The following is a 6980-nucleotide window of genomic DNA, read 5'->3' on the forward strand; positions in this document are numbered from 1 at the left end:
GGTCAGTCAGTAAGTTTTGCAAATAGTTTCCGTTAATTGTCATCGACAAATTCAAAATTAAAACTGTGTAGCCGCGGCCCTGATTGCTAGAATGCTCGGATGGCGCGCAATGAAGCGTTATATCGGGACTGGCTGGAATTTATCGGCGAATTCCTGCAGCGCCCTTTTGCGGCCCATCCCCGCCCGGAGGAGGAAATATCGAAGCGGCTCACGGCTTCGTTCAGCGCTGCTTGCTGCAGCCGCAGCAGCGTCGGGCCGGACTGGGTTGATCATGTGGAGGGCTGTTGGCCCGGTGATTATCTCCCTAACCTCCCTCCGGGACCGCGCATTCCTGACGCCTCCTGGCAGCCGCTGCTGCGCTGGTATGCCGTATCCGGACTTTCGGGCCCGCAGTCCCTTGCCCGGGTACCCAGCCAAGTGGCTGACTGGCGCATGCAATCCGAATGGCAGGACTTGGCGAGGCCCATGGGAAACAACTACCAGCTGGCCATCCCGTTGCTCCTGGAGGGCCCGGTTCACCGCGCCTATCTGCTCGCGAGGCCCGACCGCGAATTCGACGAGAACGAATTCACGCTGGCCGTGGCCCTTCAGCCGATACTGACAGGCCTGTACCACCAAATCACGTGGGCCTCGGAGACCCAGCTCGCGGATGCGCCCGGACTGACCCAGCGGGAACTCGCGATCCTGGGGCTGCTTGGCCAGGGTCTGACCGCAACGTCGCTGGGCCATCGCTTCAACATCTCCCCGCGCACAGCGCAGAAGCACCTCGAACACATCTACCGCAAGCTTGACGTGGGCGACCGGCTGATGGCCGTCCAGAAGGCCGCCCGGTTGGGTCTGCTGGACCAGGCACTGGCGGCGGTATCAAACGGCAGCAGCTGAGGAAGGGATCCGCGCAAAGCGACGGGATCTGCGGGAGCGTTTGGGGAATGCGGGGATGAGAATCCCCCGGGACTTTCCCGGGGGATTCCTCGTTCATGGGTGAATTCAGGTCATGGGTGACTTCAGGGGCTGACGGTGCCGGCAGCCTCGTGTAGGAGTTTCTAGTGGCCGCCACCTCCGATCACGCCTTTCTCGACGGCCTTCGTGACGGCATCGGCTTCGGCCTGGGTCAGGGTGCCGTCCTTGACAGCCGTGTCCATCTTGGTCTTCAGCGCGGCTGCGTGTTCCGCCTGCTCCGCCGTGCGGATTTCCGTCAGGGCCGCAGTGACTTTGGATTCATCCACTCCGAGTGCCGTCGCCAAGTTTTTGGCCATTGCGGCATCCTGGGCTGTGCGGTCAGGTCCGGTGCCCTCCGTAGGCGCCGTTGTCGGCTTGTTGGCATCACGGAACGCCTGGATTGCCGCGGTCACCTTCGCTTCGTCAACACCCAGCTTGGTGGCAAGGTCTGCCGCAATCTGGCCGCGGTCGCCCTTGTGGCCCCTGAATCCGTCAGTCGATGCGCTTTTGTCCGTCGATGTGCTCGACGTTGCGCTGGGGCTCGGAGTGGTGGCGGCCGAGGCCATTCCGGTAACCCCCAGGCCGGCGCCCGCCGCCAGGGCGCCAGCGGTGATGCCGAGGGTGATTCTCTTGGTTCGTGACATGGTGTCTCCTTAATCGGCCGTGCGATACGGCTTTGAACGGAAGGGCATCTGTCCTAGCCCCTTCACCAAAGATCCGGCAGCAGGTTAGGGCACCGCTGTTCGGACACTGTCAGGAGGCTGTGAGCCCTGAAACTGGGAAACCGGCGTCCCTGGCCAGGGCAGCGGCGGCGGCCTTGAGCCTTCCCGTCAATCGCGGCATCAACTACCGAGGAGTAGTGTGAAGGCCATGGACGAGTCGCCTCCGGACGGTGAACATACACCGGAACTGTTCCGTAACGTGGACGGAGAAACGCTTCGGCGCCAGGTGCTGGAGATCATCAGCGACGTCCTGGCAGACTCCGATCCGCAGAAGGCCTGGGCCAGGGAGCAGCTGCTCGACCTGCTGGCGGCGCACATGGATGAGCCTGAACAGGCTCTGCTGCACCACCTGGTCAGCACCCGGAACGTCCCGGATTCCTCGCTAGAGGATGCAGCTTATGATTCAGGGGAGGCTGCATCCGAGCACACCCCGGCCGGCCAGGGAACGAGGATGCTGCTGACGGCCTTTCAGCCCATCCGGCAACTGCCCGGCGGAGAAGTGATCGGAGTTGAGGCGCTGGCGCGGTTCGTCAGCCATGAAGGAACCAGCGCCGACATCTGGTTCCGCGGAGCTGCCGCCATGGGGCTGGGGCCTGACCTTGAAATCGCCGCCCTGCATCTCGCTCTCGCCGCAACAGCAGAGATTCCGCCCCACCTGTTCGCATCGTTCAACCTCAGTCCAACAGCGTGCGCAGACCCCCGTGTGCAGACGCTGATGCTGGGCGGGACCGTCGCGCCGGACAGGATGGTCATCGAAATCATGGGCGACCTTGCGGATGGGCAACTGGCCGCACTTGCCGCGGTCCTGAGACCACTGCGCCAGCGGGGGGTGCGCCTTGCCGTGGACGGGTCAGGGCCAGCCGCCACCTCGGCGAAGCAGATCCTGCACCTGCTGCCGGACATCATCAAAGTGGACCGCGACTTCCTCGCCGGCGCCGTGGCAACAGGCGCCGGGCTGGCTGCCGCCCCTTCGGTTTTCGAACTTGCCGAGGAAACCGGCGCCACGCTATCCGCCGAGGGAATCGAAAGTACCGAGGAACTGGCCGCCGTCGTGGAAATGGGAATCCTCAGAGGCCAGGGCTACCTGCTCGGCAGGCCGTCGGTGGATCCCAGGGACTGGGCTGCGTGGACCGGCCACACCGATCCGGTGGAGGGTCGCGGATAAAAACAGTGCGCACTCGGTTTTTATGGGCCACTCTTTGAGCGCACTTTTCAAGGAGTGGCATGGCTGCCGCTGTGCGGCTTCGTGACAGGAGGCTCCCATCACTTCTCTGCGGATGTAGTCGGAAGCTCGAGCCAAGCTGGGAGTTCCCTCTTAATCTGACCGGCGGGCTTTTTGTCTCGGCCGAGCAGGCGTAACTTTCGAGAAAGGGCCACTTCTCCTTGGCGCCCGCGCTGGAGATCTCGGCCGACAGGTCCGGAAGAGGCCAGCATGAAAACACGTACGCGTAGGGCCGCCGCCGTGGCGGGCATAGCCATCCTCGTGGCGGCGGCCGGCAGTGGAACACTAGCCGCGCAGGGGCAGGCGAAACAACAGATCACCCACGATGCCGTGATCCTGGTATCAGCTACTTCCCCGGCCCACCACGCCCGCGCGGAGCACAGGACCACCCACCGCAGCAAGAACAGGCCGGCAGAGGTCGGGGTGGAGGCTGGGGTGGAGGCCGCCGCTGACGCAGGCGCATCGGGTCAGTCCGCTGGCCAGTCACCGAACGGTGCTGGGCTGGAGGTTGTCCTCAAGTCCCTGCCCGGTCTCGAGCCAGACGGGGATTCGTGTTCCTAGCCGCACCGGCGTTCCACACGAGCAGCCGGGTCACCGTAGCCCTGTTTCCGGAACGGCCTGCTTCCAACGCCAATGGCGGCCCCCACCTCCCGGTGAGGGCCGCCCCGGCGGCGGTGCCGCCGTCGGCGTTGGTGAGAAAGACCTAGATGATAGCTGCGCGCAGTTCCTTCGCGGCCAGCTCCGGGTCCGCGGCGCTGTAGATGGAACCGCCGACGACGGCCACATCGGCGCCCGCACGCTGGACCGCCTCGATGGTGGAAAGGTTCACGCCGCCGGCCACGGAGAACGGAACGCGGGATTCCTCGCCGGCGCTCAGGAGCACGTTCAGGTTGTAGCCGGGCTTGGCCTGCTCGTCCAGGCCGGCGTGCATCTCGACGAACTTGGCACCCAGAGCGCGGACTTCCTTGGCGCGGGTGACCTTGTCTGCGACGCCGATGAGGTCGACGACGACGCCTTTGCTGTGGGCCTTGGCAGCCTTGACGGCGCCGGCGATGGTGGAGTCGTCGGCCGCGCCGAGCACGGTGACCAGGTCGGCGCCGGCCTTGAACGCGATGTCGGCTTCAAGTTCGCCGGCATCCATGGTCTTTAGGTCAGCGAAGACGATCTTGTCCGGGTGGGCGTTCTTGATGGCGGTGATGACGGAGAGCCCTTCGCTCTTCACCAGGGGCGTGCCGAGTTCGATGATGTCGACGTGTTCGGCAACCTTGCCGGCCAGTTCGAGGGCGGCTTCGGTGGTGAGGAGGTCGATAGCGACTTGGAGTTTCATGTGTCTATTCCTTAGTTATTGAGTGGGTTTTGATGGCTGGTTGGCTTTTTCGAGGCTCATTGTCGCGAGACTGCTGACCGGGGCTCGAGGCCGCTGCGGCCGGCACCCGTGACGAAGATCCGCTCGCCGCGCCGGATTTCTGAAGCGAGGGCGGCAACCTGTTCCCGATCCACCCGGGCGACTGTCCGCTGGATCGACGATGCTGCCCTTCCATCTTGGAACGCTAAGGGGGCGTGCACTACGCCATGATCGGACAGTCTTTCCCACCCAAAGGGATAGGCGGCTCCTGAGATTGCGTGCAGGTGTTAACCCGGCTTAACGCAATGTCGGCTCCGTCACACTTCCCGGCATAGGATCAGGACATGGCTTCGAACAACGTCCTTGAATCCGATGCCGACGCCGAGGGCGAGGGCGAGGGTGGCCAGCATGGCGGCGTCCAGTCTGTGGACCGGGCCCTCGCCGTCCTGGAGATCCTGGCCCGCGAAGGCCATGCAGGCGTGAGTGAGATTGCCGCGGAAATGGGCATTCACAAGTCCACGGCGTCCAGGCTCCTCGGCTCCCTGGTGAGCAGGGAGATGGTCCACCAGAACAGCGAACGGGGCAAGTATCAGCTGGGCTTCGGCATCCTGCGCCTGGCCAGTTCCATTCCCGGCCGGCTGAGCCTGGTCCGCGAGGCACGCCCTGTTCTCGAAAGCCTGGCCGACGAGTTCAAGGAAACGGTGAACCTTGCCGTACTCCGGTCCAATTACGCCGTGAACGTGGACCAGGCCATGGGGCCGTCAACATTGGCTACGTATGACTGGGTGGGCAGCTTGACTCCTTTGCACGCGACGTCGAGCGGCAAAGTTTTGTTGGCGGCGCTGACTGTGGAAGAACGGGAACGGATCCTGAAGGAGACCGGTTTGCCGGCCCGCACCCAGCGGACCATTACAAGCCGTGACAAACTCGAAAAGCAGCTTCTCGACGTCGCCCACGACGGCTATGCGGTGGTCCTTGAAGAGTTCGAAATCGGGCTGAACTCGATGGCAGTGCCGGTCTACAACCACCTGGGAACGGTCATCGGCGCTGTCAGCATCTCCGGCCCGGCCTTCCGCTTCGACCCGGAGAAAACTCCCGGCCTCATCGAGGGACTGGGGCTGGCCGGCCTGCGGATCAGCGCCAACATGGGTTACACGCGCCGCTAGGCCAAGTCCAACAGGTACTGCTCCATGGCGTCTGCGGCCGCCGTCGCCCCGCCGGAGCCGCGAACGCGCTGACTCATCGCTGCAATGGCGCTCCGGATCCCCTGGTCCTGACTGACGTCCGTCACGGCGCCCCGAATCATTTCCGGGGTGAGTCCATCGGCAGGAAGTCGGTGTCCCAAACCCAAGTCCTCGACGCGGCGGGCGTTGGCCTCCTGCTCAGGCTGCAGCGGAGACGCAACAATCGGGACGCCCAGATACAGCGCCTCCATGGTCGAGTTCATCCCCGTATGGGAGAGGAAAACGTCGGCGTGGCGCAAAACATCCAGCTGCGGAAAGAAGGGCCGGACTTCAACGTTCTGCGGAATCTCCCCCAGTTCGGCCACATTCAGGCGGTCGCCGATGGCCATGGCCACCTGCCATTCAGTGCCGGCAAAGGCTTCCAGGCACATCCGGAAGAAGCCCGGCCGGTCGTTCAGCGGGGTGGTTCCCAGCGAAATGAACAGTAGCGGCGCGTCTTTCAGGCGGGGCTGCCACTCCTCCTCATTTCCCCTCCGGCCAAGGCTGGGGCCCACGAAGTGGAAACGCTCATCGAACGTGTCCCCCGCCGGTTGGAATTCCCGCGGGATGAAGCAGATGTTCAAGGACGCCGAGGGTCCTTCCATAAAGTTGAACCCTGCCAGGCCCTGCTCGCTGGCGAAGTCCTCGATAAGCTGACGGACCTGTTTCCAGGCGCGTAGCATTTCTGCCGGCGGACGGGCCGGCATCAGCTCCCGCATCGAGAAATGTTCATTGGTGGCATAGGTCGGCAGCAACGCGATGTCGGGCAGGGAAAGTTTCATGGCGGCCATCTTCCCGGCAAGGGTCATGGCGTCGTAGCAGACCGCATCCGGCCGATCGGCAGCCAGCCTGGCCACCAGGGCGGGAAACTCTTCCCGTGCCCTCTCCAGAAGCCGTTCGAGCAGTCCGGACATCATCCCTGACCCTAGCCCCGCGAGCATGCCCGCCCGGGGCGACCGGCCGGCGTCGTCCGCGGAACCGCCTGGAGCCGTGTTGCCGAACCTGGGGAACTGCGCGGACAGGTCCTCGCCGTTCTCGAAAAAGATGGCCCCGGCAGATTCGACGGCGTCCGCGTACTTGGCCGAGGTGGCATACGTGACGCGGTGGCCCCTGCGAACCAGCTCTGCGACCACCGGAAGCGTCGGGTTCACGTGGCCCGTGGCAGGCAGACAAACAAAGGCGAAATGCATGGCAGATACTCCTTCGCCGGGCAGCGACAGGATCATCGTACGCGCTTAAAAAGCGATTGAGCCTCCCGCGATTTCGGGAGGCTCAATCATCGGCCGTTTAGGCGTGCCTTAGGTTGCGGGGGTTTCTTTGCGTTGGAGGGTTTCGGCGCGTTCCTCCAGTGGCGGGGTGTTCTCGTTGATGCCCAGGAGTGCTTCTCCTGTGGGCGGGACGTCGCCGACCAGTTCGTGGATCCAGTCGTGGAACGCGCCGATGTGGTGCTCGCTCGGAACCAGCACGCCGCCCTTGGCGTAGGACTTGGAGCCCATGCCCGGCTGGCAGCGTTCGCACGCGTCGAAGTC

The 6980-nt window shown here is 64.1% G+C and carries 8 protein-coding genes; 4 read left to right on the forward strand and 4 right to left on the reverse strand.

Going from position 1 to position 6980, the window contains the following annotated elements; genetic code table 11:
* The first annotated feature begins 465 nt into the window (after window positions 1-465).
* Window positions 466-882 (forward strand): response regulator transcription factor, encoded by a 417-nt coding sequence (locus AC1DFE_RS13485; protein ID WP_476906382.1) that lies wholly within the window; start codon window positions 466-468, stop codon window positions 880-882.
* Window positions 883-1043: 161 nt separating this feature from the next.
* Here AC1DFE_RS13485 and AC1DFE_RS13490 read toward each other — a convergent pair whose 3' ends face one another.
* On the reverse strand, window positions 1044-1583 hold the full coding sequence (locus AC1DFE_RS13490; RefSeq protein WP_476906383.1) for a hypothetical protein: 540 nt from the start codon (window positions 1581-1583) through the stop codon (window positions 1044-1046).
* A 226-nt stretch (window positions 1584-1809) separates the two neighbouring features.
* Between AC1DFE_RS13490 and AC1DFE_RS13495 the strand changes: the two genes are divergently transcribed.
* Both AC1DFE_RS13495 and AC1DFE_RS13500 read left to right on the forward strand, forming a co-directional pair.
* Complete coding sequence (locus tag AC1DFE_RS13495; RefSeq protein ID WP_476906389.1) at window positions 1810-2826, forward strand: EAL domain-containing protein; 1017 nt, start codon at window positions 1810-1812, stop codon at window positions 2824-2826.
* 267 nt (window positions 2827-3093) lie between these two features.
* Complete coding sequence (locus AC1DFE_RS13500) at window positions 3094-3444, forward strand: hypothetical protein (RefSeq protein ID WP_476906384.1); 351 nt, start codon at window positions 3094-3096, stop codon at window positions 3442-3444.
* A gap of 142 nt (window positions 3445-3586) precedes the next feature.
* Here AC1DFE_RS13500 and hxlA read toward each other — a convergent pair whose 3' ends face one another.
* Window positions 3587-4210, reverse strand: coding sequence for a 3-hexulose-6-phosphate synthase (gene hxlA / locus AC1DFE_RS13505; protein WP_476906385.1), 624 nt, complete (start codon window positions 4208-4210; stop codon window positions 3587-3589).
* Between the two features lie 362 nt (window positions 4211-4572).
* On the opposite strand from hxlA, the gene AC1DFE_RS13510 reads away from it, so the two are divergent.
* Window positions 4573-5394 carry an IclR family transcriptional regulator gene (locus tag AC1DFE_RS13510; RefSeq protein ID WP_476906386.1) on the forward strand — a complete coding sequence of 274 codons (822 nt, stop codon included), beginning with the start codon at window positions 4573-4575 and terminating at the stop codon, window positions 5392-5394.
* Here AC1DFE_RS13510 and AC1DFE_RS13515 read toward each other — a convergent pair.
* Both AC1DFE_RS13515 and AC1DFE_RS13520 read right to left on the reverse strand, forming a co-directional pair.
* Window positions 5391-6641 carry a macrolide family glycosyltransferase gene (locus AC1DFE_RS13515; protein WP_476906387.1) on the reverse strand — a complete coding sequence of 417 codons (1251 nt, stop codon included), beginning with the start codon at window positions 6639-6641 and terminating at the stop codon, window positions 5391-5393. The genes AC1DFE_RS13510 and AC1DFE_RS13515 overlap by 4 nt on opposite strands.
* Window positions 6642-6749: 108 nt before the next feature.
* The coding region (locus AC1DFE_RS13520; protein ID WP_476906388.1) for an SRPBCC family protein at window positions 6750-6980 on the reverse strand (231 nt) is incomplete at its 5' end.

The sequence above is a fragment of the Arthrobacter sp. 05T423 genome, from assembly GCF_056396245.1.